Origin of the sequence: Sulfurimonas sp. HSL-1716 (genome assembly GCF_039645975.1) — a bacterium.
In the GTDB taxonomy this organism is placed as follows: Bacteria; Campylobacterota; Campylobacteria; order Campylobacterales; family Sulfurimonadaceae; genus Hydrocurvibacter; species Hydrocurvibacter sulfurireducens.
Window position 1 is genome coordinate 980,012 of record NZ_CP147918.1, and the last position, 15,928, is coordinate 995,939.

Consider the following 15,928-nt stretch of genomic DNA (forward strand, 5'->3'; position numbering starts at 1 on the left):
ATGATAGAGAAGTTTACGGAAGTACTTTGCAGGTTTTCCACGCGGGATGAGGGAGGCAACCTCGCTTTTCATGTAGGCGACGACATAAAAGCCGTCGATGCCAACCACGCGCTTCTGGCACAAAAGCTCGGCTATAACAAAGATGTTTTGGTGCATATGAAGCAGATACACTCCGACATCGTCCATGTCGTGACTCCAAAAGACACTTTTCATACTCCGCCGACCTGCGACGCACTCGTGACAAACAGAAAAAACGTTCCTCTTATGGTAATGGTCGCAGACTGCACTCCGGTGCTTTTTTACGACCCCGTGCACAAAGCCATCGGCGTAGCACATGCGGGTCGTGCGGGAGCGTTTGGCAACATTGTCAAAAACGTAGTGCAGACGATGCAAAGCGAGTACGGTTCAAACCCGCAAGAGATCATCGTCTCCGTTGGCTCTGCCATCGGCGTGTGCTGTTATGAGGTCGGCGAAGAGATATATGAAGAGAGTAAAAAGGAGTTTGGTTACGCTTTTGAAAAACACGCAGGGAATTACTACCTCGACATAAACAAGATCATACTCACACAGCTAAAAGAGTGCGGCATACAAGAGGAGCACATACAAAACGACGGTGTCTGTTCCGCCTGTAACACAAAAGAGTATTTTTCATACAGAGCGGAGGGGCAGACGGGCAGGTTCGCAGGCATCTTGATGCTGAAATGATAATGACTTTAAGATGAGGAGTTTGTTATGAAGGTACTACTCACGGGTGCAAACGGATACATAGGCAGGCGGTTAAAACAACATCTTTTAAAAAACCGAGAAGTCCAGCTAAGAATCTTTGTGCGGAATAAAAAAAGTCTTTCTCCTGAAGTGCTTGCAGTGCATGAGATCATAGAGGGTGACACATTCGATAAAGAAGCGCTAAGAAATGCACTAGAAGGTGTAGACACGGCTTATTATCTTATCCATTCGCTCAACAAACCAAACTACAAAGAACTCGACAAACTTTCAGCCCAAAACTTCATAGACACAGCGACGGCATGCGGAGTAAAAAGAGTGGTATATCTTGGCGGTCTTGGTGTAAAAAACAGCGATACGAGCGAACATCTTTTGAGCAGGCTCGAAACAGGAGAGATACTAAGCTCTTCAAAAACGACACAGACTCTCTGGATCAGAGCGGGCGTGATCATCGGTTCGGGAAGTGCAAGCTTTGAGATCATCCGTCATCTTGTAGAAAAACTCCCGGTACTCATAACTCCCAAGTGGGTCGATACTCTCGCACAGCCCATTGCAGTCGATGATGTTATCGACTATCTTGCTTCATCTTTGTATCTTAAATACGACAAAAACCTCATTGTTGATATCGGCTCCGAAAAGATGCCCTATAGGGAAATGATGCTTCAAACCGCAAAGGCTCTGGGTCTGAAAAGGTACCTTCTTCCTGTACCCTTTATGAGCATCAATCTTTCATCTTATTGGCTCAATCTTTTCACTCCCGTTCCGTTTAAGGTCGCAAAAGCACTTATAGAAGGGTTGAGATCGGAAGTCGTGATACAAAATGACAATGCGCAAAAATATTATCCGCATATCAAGCCGATGGCCTATGTTCAAGCCGTGCAAAAAGCTGTGGATGAGATAGAACAACAACAGGTCATCAGCAGATGGAGCGACGCAGACGGAACCATGTGGGATAAAGCACATGCAAAGCAGATAAACGATGCAGTTTTTGTGGACAGGCAGGAGGCAAGCATAGACGGTTACGATAAAGAAAAAGTTTTTAAAACCATCACTTCCCTCGGCGGAGGGCACGGATGGTATGACTACGACTTTTTGTGGGAGATACGAGGTGTTATCGATAAGATTCTCGGCGGCGCAGGACTCAACAGGGGAAGAAGAGATATCTGCGATCTGAGATTGGGCGAGTGTGTGGATTTTTGGAGGGTGGAAGATATAGAACCAAACCAAAGACTTCTGCTGTTCGCGCAGATGAAACTCCCCGGACAAGCTTGGTTGGAGTTTAAGATAATCGACAACAGGCTCATCCAGTCCGCATATTTCTACCCTAGAGGAATATGGGGCAGAATCTACTGGTATGCCATGAAGCCTATGCACTTCTTTATTTTTAAAAACATGATAAAGGGGATATTAAACGAGAGCGCTCAAAGAGAGTAGCTCAACGCATATTGTCTAGCATCAAGTGTGAGGCTGCTATATGCGCGAAGTTTTACAAAGCAGAGGGCAGACGGGCAGGTTCGCAGGCATCTTGATGCTCAAATGACTATTCCGTTATACGTTCCGCTATCTCTTTGAACTTCTCTTTTATCTCGATGAAGATATCTATGAGCACGGGATCGAAATGCGTTCCTTTGCCTTCGATGATGATCTTCTCGGCTTCTTCGTAGCTAAACCCCTCTTTGTAGCATCGTTTGCTTATAAGTGCGTCATACACGTCAGAGACAGCCATCAGGCGTGCTTCAAGAGGTATCTCCTCTTTTTTCAGACCGACGGGGTAACCGCTTCCGTCCCATTTTTCATGGTGGTAGTAGGCTATGTTGTAGGCTATCTTTAAAAACTCGTTCTCTTCGTTGCCCTCTATGGCGTGTTCGAGGATGTTTTTGCCCAGCGTCGTATGAGTCTTCATGATCTCGAACTCCTCTTCGGTCAACTTCCCCGGTTTTTGCAGTATCTTGTCGGGGATCCCGACTTTGCCTATATCATGCAAAGGCGCAGCCCTGAACATAAGGTCTCTGAAATTCTTTGTCAGCTTGTCTTTGCACATCTTGTTCGTGTGCATATGATCCACCAGAAGCGCTATATAGTTCTTCGTCCGTAAAATATGCGCACCCGTGTCCGTATCTCTTGTCTCGGCGACCAGCGCCATGTTGTCCAGAGTCGCAGAATGCGCCTTGACAAGATCTTGTATAAACTTCTGCCTGTCTTTGTAGTCGATGATAATGACGATGACGTTTACGATAAAGAAGTAGATGCCAAAAGGGATCAGAAAGTATCCCGACGAGATGTAGACGTTGCGGTCCAGATAGTAGACCCCGAGAAAATATTCGATCACGATCGCCGATGAAAAGAGGATGAAAAGTTTTAAGTAATCCCTTTCTATCAGCAGATATACCAGCAGAAACGATAACAACATCGAAACAAAGAAACTGACCTTTTTAAGGAGTTCGGGCTGGTATTTCAGAGTGTCGTTCATGATATTGTCTATCAGAGCCGCATGGACGAACACGCCTGGGATCGTACGTGAAGCGGAGATCATGTACCTGTCATGCAGACCTACCGCCGATGTGCCTATGAGGACAAACTTTCCTTTTAGTTTTGTCAGGTCGGTATGACCGCTGAGAACGTCCACGGCCGAGAGGACGCGGTAATCTTTCGTATTGTGAAAATCAAGCAGCACCTCGGCGTTTTTCCCCATATGAAAACTCTGCCCTAGGACCGATATCTTGTCATCGGCGACACTCAATCTGTCCACGCTTGAAAGGGTCGCGAGTCCCAAAGAAGGAATGACCCTGTCGTGGTACTTTATGAAGAGCGATGTTCTTCTGAAGATGCCGTCGGCATCTCTTTGTGAGTTTATGAAACCTATGCTAAAAGCCTCTTTTTGAAGTTCTCGGATATTGCACAGCATATAGCTCGCTTCGATATATTTCTGCGAAGAAGAAGAGGGAAGGATGTTGTTTTGGGGGATGAAACAGCGGCCGTTAGGGTGTATCTTGTTGCTCAGATAGACCGGCAGGACGGTTTTCGTCTCTTTTAGTATCTGGGCAAAGAGCTTGTCGTTATCCATAAGCGCATCTGGGAGTCCGTCTATTTTGATCTTTGTCGAAAAGTACTTGTCATAAAAGGAGAGCATCTCTTTTGGGGAGGTTTTGTCATGTTCTGGGAAGATGATGTCAAAACCTATGCTGGCAGGCTTTTGAGAGGCGATCGTCTTTACGAGATTTGCCAGTATCACCCGCGACCACGGCCACTGTCCCAATGCAGCCAGACTTTTCTCATCGACATCGATGATGACAACGGGCGCCTGCGTTTCTTTGTCATATAATTCGGCTGCTTTGTATGTGTAGTCATAGATCTTAAGATCGTAGTACTCTATGACACCGCTGTAAAATACCGCCGCATATATGACAACGGTAAAGAGAAACCCCAAAAGAAGCGTCGACTTTTTCATCTAGGTCATCTTATGAGCAGTTCTACCCTGCGGTTTTTCTCTTCGGAGACGTTGTCTCCGGTCGGTACCAGCAGATTTGACTCTCCGTAAGATTCCACATGCAGTTTGAGGATATCTACGCTTTGTGACTGGATCCACTCTTTAACGCTGTTGGCTCTCTCTAAAGACAACACTACGTTGTGTTCGGCGGAGCCCTTCGTATCGGTATGCCCGATAATATTTACCTCACAAGGCATCCTGTCTTTAATGTCTTTGAGTATCTGCGGAAGTTTCGCTTTGGACTCGTCCGTCAACTCGTTTGAATCGTTTTTAAAATACAGCAGCACGCTTATGGGTTTTAAAGGCGCACTTGCGATCGCGCCTTTAAATCTGCTTTGTATCTGCTCTTTTGTCATCACTTTTACGCTGCTCGGAGCGCTGTTTTGCGATGAGAGGCTTACGTATGAGCCCGGCTTGTCAAGAACGACCGAACCCTTTTTTGTCTTTACGACGATGGCGTTCTCTGCTTTTCCGTTATCTGCAAGTACTACGGTCGTGGTCGGATTGCTCATCATCCCGGCTATCAATATCCCCAGCCATGCGATCATTACTATCGGTTCCATTACCTGACCTCCACATAAAACTTCGTACCGCGTATCCCGATGGTCCCTTCGGGGACTTTGAATTTTACGGACTGAGGGGAAAGTTCGCTGATCTTGCCCGACTCAAAGGATGCGACCCCTTTGTGCAGGTCTATATCAAACTTGTAATCTTTTTCGACAGGTTTGAAAAGATACTGGTCTATGGAAAGGACGCTTTTTTCACCCAGCGACACGATGGTGCCGTCATGAAATATGACCCCTATGCTGCTGTGAAGCCGTGTTATGAGGGTATCGCCGACTTGAAGCTGATCGCCGATCTTTAGTTTGACCATTTCACTCTTTCTTTTAGCGAAGACTTCACCGTCGAGCTTTTTGACAATAGCGATATCCGCTGAGAACAGGCAGGAGATGAAGAGAAGCATTAACAAGGATACTCGTAGCATAAATAACCTCTATTAATCTTGGAATAAGTACACATTATACTCTCATTTTCTTTGTTTTTTTTAAGATTTTTGATTTAATGAACTCTTCTGTGAACTTTAGCATGTTCTTGTAGTGGTCGCCGTGCCAGTACACCCTGCCGCACTCTTTGCACTTTTCAAAGGTGTCGAAATACTTTCTGGTCTTAGCTTTGAGCTCTTCGATGACTTCCAGCTTCTCTATTTTTTCAAGCTCGCCATTACACTTGATGCATCTGCTGAGCGGCTTGGTCTTGTCAAAAAGCTTGTAGTGGTGAAATATCTCTTTTAACTGCTCCTCATACCCTGCATGGACAAGATACAAAGCGTCGTGATGTTTCATCCTCTGGTAGAGTATCTTGTCGCTCGTGAGAAGAAAACGCTCCTCTTTTTGCGCGATCTCTATGATGTCGTCATCGTCTATGCTCTGAAAGTAAAGTGTGTCAAAGCCGAATATCCGCAGATACTTGGCGATCTTTCCCAAATGGCAGTCGGCTATGAATTTCATGGGATTATTATAGCTTATATGAAAGTTCAAACTACTTTGGAAATGTGAATTTAATGATACAATTATCTAACCTCTTGTTCGTTATAAAAGGAAAGTGACCTATGATCCCGTTTAACTATCTAGGATTTGTCTTTAAACACTTTAGCTCCTCTTTATACCCAAAGAAGGTGGTGGAAGAACTTTGCATGTTCATAAAACCGTTATGTGACGAAGCATCCGTTTTAGACATCGGAGCAGGGACAGGAATGATGTGCGAGTTCGCATACAGATGCAATCCCAAGCTGAGATATGTAGCAGTAGACCCGGCGAAGGGTATGCTCAAATATACCGAGGAGTATGTAGAAGTACATACGGCAACTGCAGAAGCGCTGCCTTTTGATGATGATAGTTTTGATGCCGTACTCATGGGAGAATCACTACACCATCTTACTGATCCGGATATGGCTATGAAAGAAGTTGTAAGGGTTCTCAAAAAAAACGGAAAACTCTTTATTTATGATTTTGATAAGGGAACGTTTTTGGGCAAGAGCCTCTGGGCTATGGAAAAACTTCTCGGTGAACCTGCTCATTTTTATGAGGTACATGCACTAAAAAAGATGCTTGAAGAGCATGGTTTTCATGTACATGTAAGTCAACATAAGTGGCGTTACAGTGTAAGTGCTGCTTTATAAATATCTTATCTTTTGCAGATACTTAGCGATCTTCCCTAAATGGCAGTCAGCTATGAATTTCATGGGGTGATTATAGCTTATATAAGAATTTATTTTATATATAGTAAAATAGATTTAAATTATCTTGTAAAATTCAAGTTAATAAAAGGAAATGGGTATGCCCAAAAATATTAAAGATGGAAAGTTATTATATCATTTGACTGCTTTGTCGAATATGGATTCAATTTTAAGAGATGGTTTGAAAGCTAGATCAAATTTGAGTAGTGATTTTAAAGATGTTGCTGAACAAGACATAATAGATTTTAGAAATAAACATAAGATATCTTACCTGATTCCTTTCCATTTTTTCTTAGGTACACCATTTGCTGGAAGAGTTCAAATGAATCATCCAGACGAAGAATTTGTATATATTACCATTCGTAGAAGAATTGCAGCTAATAAAGAAAATGATTTCAGAATCTTCCCGACACATCCTAAACATATGAATCCTTTAGTAAGTTATGATTATGAAGAGGGAATTGAAAAAATTGATTGGGAATTAATGAACGAACGAGAGTATTCTAATCCAGAATGTAAAGAAGTTTGTATGGCAGAATGTGTAGCTAATCATGAAGCTATTTTACCAGGAGCGTTCCAGTCGATTATTGTCAAGTCTGAAACAACAAAAAAATACATACAAGAGTTATACCAAAGTATTTACGGTAATAGTCCTTCTTTCTTTATAAATGTACAAGCTCAGTCTTTTAAAGGACATTAATTACAATGTATACATTAACAACTGGAAATATTTTAGAAAGTGAAGCTGAGTGTTTAGTCAATACTGTGAATTGTGAAGGATTCATGGGAAAAGGGCTTGCCTATCAGTTTAAAAATAAATTTCCTCTAACTAATGAATCTTATATGAAAGCTTGTAAAAGTCATGAATTACATCCTGGAAAATTACATTATTTTTTTGAAAATGAAAAATTAATTATTAATTTTCCTACAAAAGATAAATGGCGAGAAAAATCTAAGATAGAATATATTGAAAATGGTATGAAAGCCTTAGTAGACTTATTAAAAGAAAAAAATATTCAATCAATAGCGATCCCACCATTAGGAAGTGGAAATGGTGGATTGAACTGGAAAGAAGTCAAAAAAGTTATAGAAAGTTATATATTTCCTCTTTCAAAAGAAAAGGATATATATGTGTATGAACCTGCATTAATGTATAAGGCAGATGTAAAGAAAGCTCCAAAGTTAACAATGTCTCATATGATATTGATGACCATTAAAAAAGAATTAGATAAGTTCTCAAAAATAAGATTACAAAAAGCTGCTTTCTTTATTAATGTTTTAAGTAGAAAAGATTATTTTAAATTTCAAGCACATCACTATGGTCCATATTCATATGCAATAGATATATTGTCAAGAGACATTAAAGAGTTTCAAGAATTTCATAAATTTCAAACAGAAAAAGCATTAGCAGTAGCTCATCAAACTTTAACTAGTGAGAAAATGGAAAAAGAATTGTCAATGTTTTTACCTTTCATTAAAAAAGCTGCAAAACTAGTTAATTCATATTCATCCAATGAAAAATTAGAATTAATAGCCACAGTTTGTTTTATTATTTTAAATAATCAAAACATAAATGAAGTGGAAGTTATCAAAAAGCTCCATGAATGGTCTGAAAAGAAAAAAAATAAGTTTTCTCAAACTGATATTTCAAATGCTATTAATGAATTGTTGAATTTAAATATTATACGTAAAGATATTCTTGGAAATTATAGTATAAATTATAGTCATTAAACTTTTTATCACAACTCCACAATCCGCTCAAACATCTCTTTTATCTCCATCTCGTGGCTTATCAGAAATATTTGTCGGTATTGCTCTTTGATGGTGTGGAATGCTTCTAGTATCTCCATCCGTCTGTTTTCGTCCTGACTTCCAAACACCTCGTCAAATGCCAAAAACTCTACGCTTGAAGCACCACTGAGTTCCGTGAGGGTCTTTGAGATGGCGATGCGCAGGACTAGGTTCGCGAGGTCTACCTCTCCGCCTGAAAATCGCTCGATCGGGTACTTTTTGCCCTCGTCGTAGATGAAGAAGTCAAAGTCGTTGCTCACCTCTATGTGCTGGTACTTGCCTTTGGTGATGCGTGCGTACATCTCCGAGGCGATGCTCGATATCCTCGGTGCTACCTGAGAGTTGAGACGGGTCTTGAACTCGGCTAGGCTTGTCTTGATCTTTTCAAAGTCCGTGAGGTCGTCTTTTTTGCCTTGCACCTTTTTGAGCTGTGCGTCGTTGTTGTCCAGAGAGTTTTGGATGCTCTTTATCTCCCCTTCGATGCGTGCTATCTGCACCTTTAACTCGTTTATGACCGCCGTTTTCTCATCTATGGTCTTTATGATGGCATCGTGCTCTTCAAGTGTCTTTTCGTGCTGTTTTTCATCGTAGATGATGCTTTTAAACTCCGTGTCTTTGTTCTTACATGTAAGGGCTAGCTCGGCTATCTTTTTGTTGACGTTCTCCAAGTCCGACTTCACAAGCACGAGGCGTTTTAGCTCCGTCTCTAGGCTGAGTGCGTGTTTGTACTGCGGCTCTATGGCGCTAAGGCTGTTTTTGAGTTCATTGTGCAGTTTCTCGTCGTAGCTGTAGGCTTCGAGTGCTTTTAGTTCCTCTTTGTTCTTTACACCTTTTTGCTCCACTTGGGTGAAGTGCTCTTTTGCTTTTTTGAGGTCTATGAGCTTGCTCTCTATGATCTTTATCTTGCCGCTCAGCTCTGCGAACTCTTTGTCTTTGAGCTTTTTTTGTGCTTCGAGGTCGGCTTTTTGGGTCTGTACGGCTAAGAGCTGTTTTTTGTACTCGTCTACCTTTTTTTTGTGGGTGTTGTTGACGATGTCTACAAGCGACTTGATGACGTTGTCATACTCCTCTAAAAGCGGTCTTGTACATGTAGGACAAGCCGACTCGCTTCCGAGCTCCTTGAGGTTTGCTATCTTGGCGTTTGTTCTGTCTATGAGCTTCTGTTCGCCCGCCATCTCTGCAAGGAGTTCGCGCTCTATGGTGTGCTTGACCTCTATGTTGTCTTGACGTATGGAGAGCTCCTGCTCCAGGTTTTTTGCATCGAAGGTGAACTGCTCATACATCTCGCACTCTTTTTCAAGTACATGGATGTCGGCTTTTGACTTGTGCCACTCGTCCGTGAGGGCTTTTTGCTCTTTGAGGATACCCTCTTTTTTGAGGTGGAACTCTCTGAGCTGTTCTTGCTGTTTGATCTGCTCTTGCAGCTGTGTGAACTGCGCTTTTTGAGGTTCGAGTGTCTTTAGTTCGGCTTGTTTGTGCTCGAGCTGATGCAGTTCCGCCGTGAGCTTGACATGGTTCATTACCTCGGAGTCGTGTGCCTGCTGGGCGCGTTCAAACTCTGCAAAGAGCTTTTGTTTCTGCTCTTTTGTCTTGGTAAGGAGGGAGAGCTCTTGTTTAAGATGCTGTTCTCTTTGTCTGATGTGAGAGAGTTCTTCGCTCTTGCTCTTCTCATCTTTTAAAAGAGCAGACTTGCTCGCTTCATCGGCTTTTATCTGCTCGAGCTTCTGTTTTATCTCATCATCGCCGAGGAATACCTCTTTAAACGCTTCTATCTCGCGTTTGAGCTGACGGCTCTTTTCTATGAGGCTGTTTTCTACGAAGTCTATTTTCTCCAGCCCCAAGAGCTTACGTATCATCCTCTTTCTGTCTTCATTTTTAAGAGTGCTCAGGCTTGTGAGCTCTTTTTGGGAAGCGAAGAGGGTGTGCATGAAGGCGTCTTTGCTCATCTTGGTTATCTTGACGATGGAGGAGGTCACCTCTTTTGCTCCGCTTGTTATGAGCTCTTCGTTTTTAAAGAGTTTGGCGTTTGCGGTGAGTGTCTTTCCTCGAAACTCTCTAACGACCCTGAATGTCGCACCCTCATACTCAAACACAAGTTCCACTACGACAGCGTCTTTTGCAGAAGCGTCGGCGTTACGTATGAGATCTTTGTTTCCTCGGCTTTTCATCTCGCCGTAGAGGGCTAAAAGGATCGCTTCAAAGATGGTGGACTTTCCGCTTCCGTTCTTGCCGATGATCCCCACAAGCCCCTCGCCGAACTCGATGTCAAAAGCGGTGTACTTTTTGAAGTTTTCCAAGTGGAGGCTAGAGAGTATCATCTGCTGCCTCCTCATACTCTGCAAAGAGCTCTTGGACTTTGTGTTTAAGTCTTTCAAACTCCTTCTCTTTGCTATCCTCTTTGATGTGTTCGAGAAAAAACTCTTCTAAAGAAAGTGCTTCGACATCACGGGCAGTGCTTTCGTTTGTTCCCTGTTTAAACTCCCGTTTGACGCTTACATGTAAGGCATCAGGAAATAGTTCTTTTATGGCGGAGTTTTGGATGTCTATGGACTGCAACGCGGTAAGGTTTGTAAGACGTATCTCCACAAGCGCATCTTTGACGTCGCTTGTGTCGAGCTTTGAGACGGAGCTTTCATACTCCTCGCAGTCTATCTCTTTTTGCACTATGGGGCGGATGGCTATCTCTTTGTATTCCACCGACAAAGTCTCTTTTAACGTGAGAAGGACAAACCCTTTGGAGTTGCGTTTGTCGCCCAGACTTGTGCGCTCGATCGAACCGCTGTAATAGACGTTCTCATGTTTGCCGACCTTTCCAAAACCGTGCCAGTGACCAAGAGCCACGTAGTCCATCATCTTGAAGATGTACTCTTTATCACTTGGGTAGACCCACTCGCCAAACTCCTGCATCAGGTAAAATGCGCCCACGGAGCAGTGCATCATCATGATGTTCTTTTTGCTTTTGTCTATGTTTGCTTCGCAGAGTTCTATCTGCGAGAGAGCCTTTGTCTCGTCGTTCATGTGGGGCAGGGTGTGAAAGAGGACATCGCTAAATGCCACCTTTTTATATGCCTGCTCGTAGGAAAGATAGACGTTTTTAAAGTTCTCGAATATCTTGAGTATGGGTGAGCTTAGATTTGTTCTGGGCGTAGAGTGGTTTCCCGCTATAAGGATGAAGGGGATGTCAAGAGAGTCTATGATCTTAAACTGTTCAAGTGCAAATGTGATGGCGCGGTTTGACGGGTGTGAGCGGTGAAAAAGGTCGCCCGTGTGGATGATGTAATCTGGTTTTATCTCTTTGATCTGCTCTACTACCTGAGAGAAAGCGTCGTAAAAGTCCGCTTCCCTTTGGTTGATGTTGTCATCGTTTAAGACATCGAGGTCGTTAAAACCCAGATGCGTGTCGCTAAAGTGTATGATCTTCAAAACAGCTTCCCGATAGAGTTTTAAACATTCTACCTAAAAGTTCGGATTATTTAAAGATTTTTGAAAGAATTGTAAATACGAGGCTTAGCATGACACTGAGAAGTATCATGCTAGTGATAGGAAAATAAAAGCTGAAGTTTTCTTTTTTTACGACGATGTCTCCGGGAAGTTGAAACAGATTTCCCTTGAACAGGAAAGCCAAGACTCCCAAGATGATGAAGACGATGCCTATCGCAAAAAAGATCTTATACATCTATTTTTTCCCGAAAAATTTCTGAAAGAATCCTTCGATGAAACGTATTTTCGTTCGGCTGATAGCTAGGCTTCCGCTTGGCACTTTTCCGCTTGTCACTGTCGTTCCTGCGGCTATCATCACGTCGTCTTCTATCTCTACGGGTGCGACGAGCTGGCTGTCGCTTCCCACGAAAACGTTCTTGCCTATCTTAGTCTTGTGTTTTTTGATGCCGTCGTAGTTGCATGTGATGACGCCCGCGCCGATGTTCGTACCCTCATCCACCTCGCTGTCGCCGATGTAGCTCAGGTGTCCCGCTTTTACGCCTTTGAGCGTACTTTTCTTGACCTCTACGAAGTTGCCGATATGCGTACCCTCGATGTGTGAAGCCGGGCGCAGATGCGCCAAAGGCCCTACATCCGAGTCGATGACGACGGAGTCTTCTATGACGCTTGAAGACTTGATGATGGAGTTTTTGATGAGGCTCTCACCCGTAATGCGGCAGTTGTTCTCCACCAGACACTCTCCAAAAAACTGTACTCCCTCTTCGATGTAGATAGTATGCGGAAGGTTCATGCTCACACCCTCTGTCATCCACTTGTTTTTTATGCGCTCTTGCATGATTATTTCCGCGCTTGCAAGGTCGAGCTTGGAGTTTACGCCTTTGAAATGCTCCTCGTCTACCAAAAGAGGCTTGATGACAAGTCCGTCCTCTTTTGCCATCTTAATGATGTCCGTGAGGTAGTATTCGCTTTGCGCATTATTGTTTTCAAGACGCGGTATATAAGTATCCAAGACCTCTTTTTTAAAAGAGTATATTCCCGCGTTAACTTGAGTAATGGCAATCTCATACCCGTTTGCGTCCTTTTGTTCGACGATGTAGCTGACTTCGCCGTTTTCTATCTTCACGCGGCCGTAACCGCTCGGGTCTTCGAGATCGAAAATGGAAAGTACGATGTCCGCTCTTGCATCCAGAAAACCTTGCAATGACTCTGCGGTAATGAGCGGCATATCTCCGTTAAGCACGAGTACATGAGAGTTTTTTGCCGTGATGTTTCTCATCGCTCCGCCCGTACCCGGAAAGTTTACGTCGTCTTGTTCTATGAAGTTTATGTCGGGAAAATATTTTTTTATCTCCTGCTCCACTGCGTCTTTTTGGTGTGCTACGACGATGCTCACGTCATCGCTCACCTTTAGGGACTCTTTTACGATGTGGTAAAGCATAGGTTTGCCGCTGATGTTGTGCAGGACTTTTGCTTTGTTCGACTTCATACGGCTGCCTTTTCCCGCAGCGAGGATGACTATGGAGATATTGTTCATTATTTATACTTTTTATTAGACTTCTTGCATAACCCCTGATAACCTCAGAGAGCTAAAAAGCGGTAAGGATAACAAGGGTTTTGCAAGAAGTCTATGGAATTTTATAAGTGTGATTATACTATAATTGCGTAATTGAATAGTTAAGAAGGCAGCCACAAATATGCAAGCAGTAGTCGACTCGCTAAGAGAAAACGGTAACTTATACAAAAAAATGGTAGAGATAAAACCTTCTCAGCTGGGCGTGAGAAACAGGATAAAGATATATCATGCGACAGACACAAGAGGGTATTTTACCGCCATATTCGCAGTCTCTCAGACAAGCAGGCTGCTTATGAAAGATGTCAAAAAATTTGAGGAGATCTACCAAAAGCTCATCATATTCAGCGATCACGGCTTCAAATTCAAAGTCCTTTTTATCGATGCGCCGTTATGCTCAAAAGCCAGAGAAGCTTTTTTAAGCTGCGGGTGGAGTCTACAAGATTGACTCTCTGCGATATAGGAAACACGACGTTCGATTTTTATCGTGAGGGCGTAAAAGAGAAGATAGCCACAGCCGACTACGAGCTGAAAAAGAGCGAAGAGAAGATATTTTATATCTGCGTGAACGAGAAGGTAGGACAAGAGCTGAAAAACTTTCCAAACTGGATAGACCTCAAAGCCTTTGTAGACATGAAAAAATACTATGAGACAATGGGCATAGACCGCATAGCGGTATGCGAGTCAATAGAAAACGGCGTTGTCATAGATGCGGGAAGCGCCATCACGGTAGATGTAGTGAGAAAGGGTGCGTTTGTCGGCGGATACATAGCTCTGGGATTGAGTGCAAGCCATAAAGCGTACACCGGGATATCGCCGAGGCTGGATTACTCATATAACTTTGAGATAGATTTGGATAAAATACCGAAAAATTCCGAGGATGCACTCACTTACGCTCAGGTTGGACTGCTTTACCGCGACGTTATGAGCTATGCTTTGCCCGTTTATCTGACAGGCGGAGATGCACCCGAACTCAAAAATATCTTTAAAGACGCCGTTTTGGATGACGAGCTGATTTTTAAAGGGATGAAAAATATTATGAAAAAGGCTGATCTATGCTAACCGTTGCACTTCCAAAAGGGCGTATCGCTGAAGAAACATTGGAGATATTTGCAAATATCTTCGGTGATACTTTTGCATTTGATGACAGAAAACTGATTTTAGAGACTGAGAAGTTTAAGTTTTTACTCGTACGTAACCAAGACGTTGCGACATACGTGTACCATCAAGCAGCGGACATCGGCGTGGTCGGGCTGGATACTTTAGAGGAGCAGGGGCTGGATGTCATCCGTCTTCTTGATCTTCGCCGCGGTATCTGTAAGGTGGCTATCGGGATGAAAAAGGGCGAAAAACTCGACCTTAGCAAGCCGGAGATAAAGGTCGCTACAAAGATGGTAAACATCACAAAACGCTACTTTGCAGACCGTGCCATAGCAGCTGACGTCATCAAACTTTACGGTTCCATCGAACTGGCACCTCTTGTCGGACTTGCAGATATGATAGTAGACATCGTGGAGACGGGTACGACCATGAAGCAAAACGGTCTTGAAGTGGTCGAAGATATCATGGAGTCTTCTACCTACCTCATAGCGAACAAAAACAGCTTTTTTGAGAAGAAAAGCGAAGTGCTTGATATCTATGAAAAGATAGAAAAAGTCATCAAATCCGAGCAGAGATGACAAACCTAGACCTCTACGCAAAAGCCGAGCACCTCTTAGGCATAGAAGAAGCGACAGAATCGCTATACAACCTCTACCGCTCCGAACTTGATGATTACAATGTAAAGACGCTTCTTGACGTGGGATGCGGACGCGGCGGTTTTATGCGCCGTATGATAAGCGACGGCGTTACCTGCAAGGGTGTTGATCTGAGCCAAGTGATGGTCGATGAGTGCAAAGAGATAGGGCTTGACGCCGAGTGTATCGATGTCAGTGATGTAGAGGGCAAATACGATGCGGTCGTGGCGATCTTTGACGTGTTGAATTTTATGAACAAAGAGGAGCTTTTGAAGTTTATGGAAGCGGTCGCTTCAAAACTCAACGACGAAGGCGTCTTTATAGCTGACATCAACACTCTTTACGGTTTTAGCGATGTTGCCGAAGGTACGATGAGCAATGAGAACGAAAACGAGTTTCTCATAGTGGACGCCGTATTTGAAAATGACGAGCTTCATACAAAGTTCACTCTTTTTGATAAATGCGAAGACGGCAGATATAAAAAGCATCAAGATACGATAGTACAGTATTTTCACAAGATAGGGCTGTTTCAAAAGATACCGTCATTAAAGCTTGTAGATAAACAGACTTTTTCGCTTTACGATGAGCATGACAAAACGCTTTTGATCTTTAAAAAGAGAGGTTAGGGGAGTTTTTAAAAAGTTTATGAGAGAGATGTCTCTCTCATAAGATTATTTTGCTGCTGGAGCAGCTGCTTCTGTTTTTTCAGTTTTTTTAGCTGTATGTTTTTTAGCTTTTTTTGCTGAATGCTTTTTAGCTTTTTTAGCTGAGTGTTTTTTAGCCTTTTTAGCTTTTTTTTCGGCTTTCATCTCTTTCTTTTCAGCCTTTTTTTCGGCTTTTTCAGTTTTCATTTCAGCTTTAGCATCAGCTTTAACGGCTTCAGTGGCAAATACAGATGTCAAGCCAAGAGCAAGAACAAGAGCAATGATTTTTTTCATTAAAAT

At 43.0% G+C, this 15,928-nt stretch carries 18 protein-coding genes; 9 read left to right on the forward strand and 9 right to left on the reverse strand.

Annotated elements, in window-relative coordinates:
• Both pgeF and WCY03_RS05035 read left to right on the forward strand, forming a co-directional pair.
• Entirely contained in the window at window positions 1-705 is a 705-nt protein-coding gene (gene pgeF, locus WCY03_RS05030) for a peptidoglycan editing factor PgeF (protein ID WP_345993907.1), read from the forward strand.
• A 27-nt stretch (window positions 706-732) separates the two neighbouring features.
• Window positions 733-2,157, forward strand: coding sequence for an SDR family oxidoreductase (locus WCY03_RS05035; protein ID WP_345993908.1), 1,425 nt, complete (start codon window positions 733-735; stop codon window positions 2,155-2,157).
• A 106-nt stretch (window positions 2,158-2,263) separates the two neighbouring features.
• On the opposite strand, the gene WCY03_RS05040 is transcribed toward WCY03_RS05035, so the two are convergent.
• Genes WCY03_RS05040 through WCY03_RS05055 form a run of 4 tightly spaced genes read right to left on the reverse strand, consistent with a single transcriptional unit; the run spans window position 2,264 to window position 5,748 of the window.
• A complete protein-coding gene (locus WCY03_RS05040) occupies window positions 2,264-4,171 on the reverse strand; it encodes a CHASE2 domain-containing protein (protein ID WP_345993909.1) in 1,908 nt (635 codons plus the stop codon).
• Between the two features lie 5 nt (window positions 4,172-4,176).
• Window positions 4,177-4,773, reverse strand: coding sequence for an OmpA family protein (locus tag WCY03_RS05045; RefSeq protein WP_345993910.1), 597 nt, complete (start codon window positions 4,771-4,773; stop codon window positions 4,177-4,179).
• Entirely contained in the window at window positions 4,773-5,195 is a 423-nt protein-coding gene (locus WCY03_RS05050) for a FecR domain-containing protein (protein WP_345993911.1), read from the reverse strand. The genes WCY03_RS05045 and WCY03_RS05050 overlap by 1 nt, the downstream gene beginning before the upstream one ends.
• A gap of 34 nt (window positions 5,196-5,229) precedes the next feature.
• Window positions 5,230-5,748, reverse strand: a complete 519-nt coding sequence (locus tag WCY03_RS05055; RefSeq protein ID WP_345993912.1) for a Mut7-C RNAse domain-containing protein — start codon at window positions 5,746-5,748, stop codon at window positions 5,230-5,232.
• Between the two features lie 71 nt (window positions 5,749-5,819).
• Here WCY03_RS05055 and WCY03_RS05060 point away from each other — a divergent pair, with 71 nt between their 5' ends.
• The 3 genes from WCY03_RS05060 to WCY03_RS05070 all read left to right on the forward strand — a co-directional run bounded on the left by WCY03_RS05060 (window position 5,820) and on the right by WCY03_RS05070 (window position 8,177).
• Window positions 5,820-6,389: a class I SAM-dependent methyltransferase gene (locus tag WCY03_RS05060; protein WP_345993913.1), complete on the forward strand. Its 570-nt coding sequence runs from the start codon at window positions 5,820-5,822 to the stop codon at window positions 6,387-6,389.
• 157 nt (window positions 6,390-6,546) lie between these two features.
• Window positions 6,547-7,146, forward strand: coding sequence for a DarT ssDNA thymidine ADP-ribosyltransferase family protein (locus WCY03_RS05065; RefSeq protein ID WP_345993914.1), 600 nt, complete (start codon window positions 6,547-6,549; stop codon window positions 7,144-7,146).
• Between the two features lie 5 nt (window positions 7,147-7,151).
• Window positions 7,152-8,177, forward strand: coding sequence for a macro domain-containing protein (locus WCY03_RS05070; RefSeq protein ID WP_345993915.1), 1,026 nt, complete (start codon window positions 7,152-7,154; stop codon window positions 8,175-8,177).
• An 8-nt stretch (window positions 8,178-8,185) separates the two neighbouring features.
• Here the strand turns inward: WCY03_RS05070 and WCY03_RS05075 are convergent, their stop codons facing one another.
• Genes WCY03_RS05075 through glmU form a run of 4 tightly spaced genes read right to left on the reverse strand, consistent with a single transcriptional unit; the run spans window position 8,186 to window position 13,212 of the window.
• Window positions 8,186-10,555 (reverse strand): SMC family ATPase, encoded by a 2,370-nt coding sequence (locus WCY03_RS05075; protein ID WP_345993916.1) that lies wholly within the window; start codon window positions 10,553-10,555, stop codon window positions 8,186-8,188.
• On the reverse strand, window positions 10,542-11,660 hold the full coding sequence (locus WCY03_RS05080) for an exonuclease SbcCD subunit D (protein ID WP_345993917.1): 1,119 nt from the start codon (window positions 11,658-11,660) through the stop codon (window positions 10,542-10,544). The genes WCY03_RS05075 and WCY03_RS05080 overlap by 14 nt, the downstream gene beginning before the upstream one ends.
• Before the next feature lie 46 nt (window positions 11,661-11,706).
• Window positions 11,707-11,913: a DUF2905 domain-containing protein gene (locus tag WCY03_RS05085; RefSeq protein ID WP_345993918.1), complete on the reverse strand. Its 207-nt coding sequence runs from the start codon at window positions 11,911-11,913 to the stop codon at window positions 11,707-11,709.
• Complete coding sequence (glmU, locus tag WCY03_RS05090; protein ID WP_345993919.1) at window positions 11,914-13,212, reverse strand: bifunctional UDP-N-acetylglucosamine diphosphorylase/glucosamine-1-phosphate N-acetyltransferase GlmU; 1,299 nt, start codon at window positions 13,210-13,212, stop codon at window positions 11,914-11,916.
• Window positions 13,213-13,372: 160 nt separating this feature from the next.
• Between glmU and WCY03_RS05095 the strand changes: the two genes are divergently transcribed.
• From WCY03_RS05095 to WCY03_RS05110, 4 genes are read left to right on the forward strand one after another with little or no spacing between them, the layout of a single operon-like run.
• Window positions 13,373-13,696, forward strand: coding sequence for a hypothetical protein (locus WCY03_RS05095; protein ID WP_345993920.1), 324 nt, complete (start codon window positions 13,373-13,375; stop codon window positions 13,694-13,696).
• A complete protein-coding gene (locus WCY03_RS05100; RefSeq protein WP_345993921.1) occupies window positions 13,678-14,310 on the forward strand; it encodes a type III pantothenate kinase in 633 nt (210 codons plus the stop codon). The genes WCY03_RS05095 and WCY03_RS05100 overlap by 19 nt, the downstream gene beginning before the upstream one ends.
• Window positions 14,304-14,927 carry an ATP phosphoribosyltransferase gene (hisG, locus tag WCY03_RS05105; protein WP_345993922.1) on the forward strand — a complete coding sequence of 208 codons (624 nt, stop codon included), beginning with the start codon at window positions 14,304-14,306 and terminating at the stop codon, window positions 14,925-14,927. Before WCY03_RS05100 ends, hisG begins: the two co-directional genes overlap by 7 nt.
• The gene (locus WCY03_RS05110; protein WP_345993923.1) at window positions 14,924-15,610 is read left to right on the forward strand and encodes a class I SAM-dependent methyltransferase; all 687 of its coding nucleotides are present in this window, start codon (window positions 14,924-14,926) and stop codon (window positions 15,608-15,610) included. Before hisG ends, WCY03_RS05110 begins: the two co-directional genes overlap by 4 nt.
• A gap of 45 nt (window positions 15,611-15,655) precedes the next feature.
• On the opposite strand, the gene WCY03_RS05115 is transcribed toward WCY03_RS05110, so the two are convergent.
• Window positions 15,656-15,922 carry a hypothetical protein gene (locus tag WCY03_RS05115; protein ID WP_345993924.1) on the reverse strand — a complete coding sequence of 89 codons (267 nt, stop codon included), beginning with the start codon at window positions 15,920-15,922 and terminating at the stop codon, window positions 15,656-15,658.
• Between the last annotated feature and the right edge of the window lie 6 nt (window positions 15,923-15,928).

What these genes read in the sequence shown, in the direction of transcription:
- pgeF (WP_345993907.1), top strand. Translation starts at nt 1, where the DNA reads ATGATAGAGAAGTTTACGGAAGTACTTTGCAGGTTTTCCACGCGGGAT.
- WCY03_RS05035 (WP_345993908.1), top strand. Translation starts at nt 733, where the DNA reads ATGAAGGTACTACTCACGGGTGCAAACGGATACATAGGCAGGCGGTTA.
- WCY03_RS05040 (WP_345993909.1), bottom strand. Translation starts at nt 4,171, where the DNA reads ATGAAAAAGTCGACGCTTCTTTTGGGGTTTCTCTTTACCGTTGTCATA.
- WCY03_RS05045 (WP_345993910.1), bottom strand. Translation starts at nt 4,773, where the DNA reads ATGGAACCGATAGTAATGATCGCATGGCTGGGGATATTGATAGCCGGG.
- WCY03_RS05050 (WP_345993911.1), bottom strand. Translation starts at nt 5,195, where the DNA reads ATGCTACGAGTATCCTTGTTAATGCTTCTCTTCATCTCCTGCCTGTTC.
- WCY03_RS05060 (WP_345993913.1), top strand. Translation starts at nt 5,820, where the DNA reads ATGATCCCGTTTAACTATCTAGGATTTGTCTTTAAACACTTTAGCTCC.
- WCY03_RS05065 (WP_345993914.1), top strand. Translation starts at nt 6,547, where the DNA reads ATGCCCAAAAATATTAAAGATGGAAAGTTATTATATCATTTGACTGCT.
- WCY03_RS05070 (WP_345993915.1), top strand. Translation starts at nt 7,152, where the DNA reads ATGTATACATTAACAACTGGAAATATTTTAGAAAGTGAAGCTGAGTGT.
- WCY03_RS05075 (WP_345993916.1), bottom strand. Translation starts at nt 10,555, where the DNA reads ATGATACTCTCTAGCCTCCACTTGGAAAACTTCAAAAAGTACACCGCT.
- WCY03_RS05085 (WP_345993918.1), bottom strand. Translation starts at nt 11,913, where the DNA reads ATGTATAAGATCTTTTTTGCGATAGGCATCGTCTTCATCATCTTGGGA.
- glmU (WP_345993919.1), bottom strand. Translation starts at nt 13,212, where the DNA reads ATGAACAATATCTCCATAGTCATCCTCGCTGCGGGAAAAGGCAGCCGT.
- WCY03_RS05095 (WP_345993920.1), top strand. Translation starts at nt 13,373, where the DNA reads ATGCAAGCAGTAGTCGACTCGCTAAGAGAAAACGGTAACTTATACAAA.
- hisG (WP_345993922.1), top strand. Translation starts at nt 14,304, where the DNA reads ATGCTAACCGTTGCACTTCCAAAAGGGCGTATCGCTGAAGAAACATTG.
- WCY03_RS05110 (WP_345993923.1), top strand. Translation starts at nt 14,924, where the DNA reads ATGACAAACCTAGACCTCTACGCAAAAGCCGAGCACCTCTTAGGCATA.
- WCY03_RS05115 (WP_345993924.1), bottom strand. Translation starts at nt 15,922, where the DNA reads ATGAAAAAAATCATTGCTCTTGTTCTTGCTCTTGGCTTGACATCTGTA.